Annotated in this window: 1 protein-coding gene; it reads right to left on the bottom strand. The window is 62.8% G+C overall.

The features are described from left to right. A partial coding sequence (locus tag E8E95_RS00005) for an Ig-like domain-containing protein (RefSeq protein ID WP_280347107.1) occupies positions 1–990 on the bottom strand: 990 nt, incomplete at both ends.

The raw sequence follows: 990 nt of genomic DNA on the forward strand, positions 1-990 counted from the left end.
AGTCAGCTTGAAGCTGGCGACAGTGCCGTCGACGTCCGAACCATTGAGGTTGACGGCGATGACAGTGTCTTCATTACCGGTAGCGCTGGTGGCGTTGGTTTGCGGTGCATCGTTCACCGGCGTGACGGTGATATCCAGCGTGGATTCGCTGCCGGTATTGGTGGTGTAGGTGACCTGCGGGACGTCACCGTTCCAGTTCTGCACCGGCGTGAAGGTGTAGTTGCCGTTGGCGGCGATGGTCAGGGTGCCGATCCCGGCGATCACTGCATTGGAGCCAGCGGTGAAGGTGCCGGTGACGCCCGACACGGTGAAGCTGGCGACCGTCAGGGTGTTATCCACATCGCTGTCGTTGCCCAGCACGTTGCCAGTGGCCGGGTTGTCTTCGGCGACGGTCTCGGTGTCAGCGATCAGAGCGGATGCATCGTCCACCGGCGTGACGGTGATGTTCAGCGTGCTGTTGCTGCCGGTGTTGGTGGTGTAGGTGACCTGCGGCACCGAGCCGTTCCAGTTGGCGGCCGGGGTGAAGCTGTAATCCCCGTTACTGCCGAGGGTGAAGGCGCCGACGTTGGCGATGGTCGCGGTATCGCCGGCGTTGAAGCTGCCGGTGAGGCCGGTCACGCTGAAGCTAGCAACGGTCAGGGTGTTATCCACATCGATGTCGTTGTCCAGCACATTGCCGGTGGCCGGATTGTCTTCGGCGACGGTCTTGGTATCGGGCGCCAGGACGGACGCGTCGTTCACCGGCGTGACGGTGATATCCAGCGTCGAGTTGCTGCCTGTGTTGGTGGTGTAGGTGACCTGCGGCACCGAGCCGTTCCAGTTCTGCGCCGGCGTGAAGGTATAGTCGCCGTCAGCAGCGATGGTCAGGGTGCCGACACCGGCGATCACGGCGCTGGAACCAGCGCTGAAGGTGCCGGTGATGCCGGTCACGGTGAAGCTGGCGACGGTGAGGGTGTTATCCACATCACTGTCGTTGTCCAGCACGTTGCC

Source organism: Pseudomonas sp. BN414, assembly GCF_029871275.1.
Classification (GTDB): domain Bacteria; phylum Pseudomonadota; class Gammaproteobacteria; order Pseudomonadales; family Pseudomonadaceae; genus Metapseudomonas; species Metapseudomonas resinovorans_C.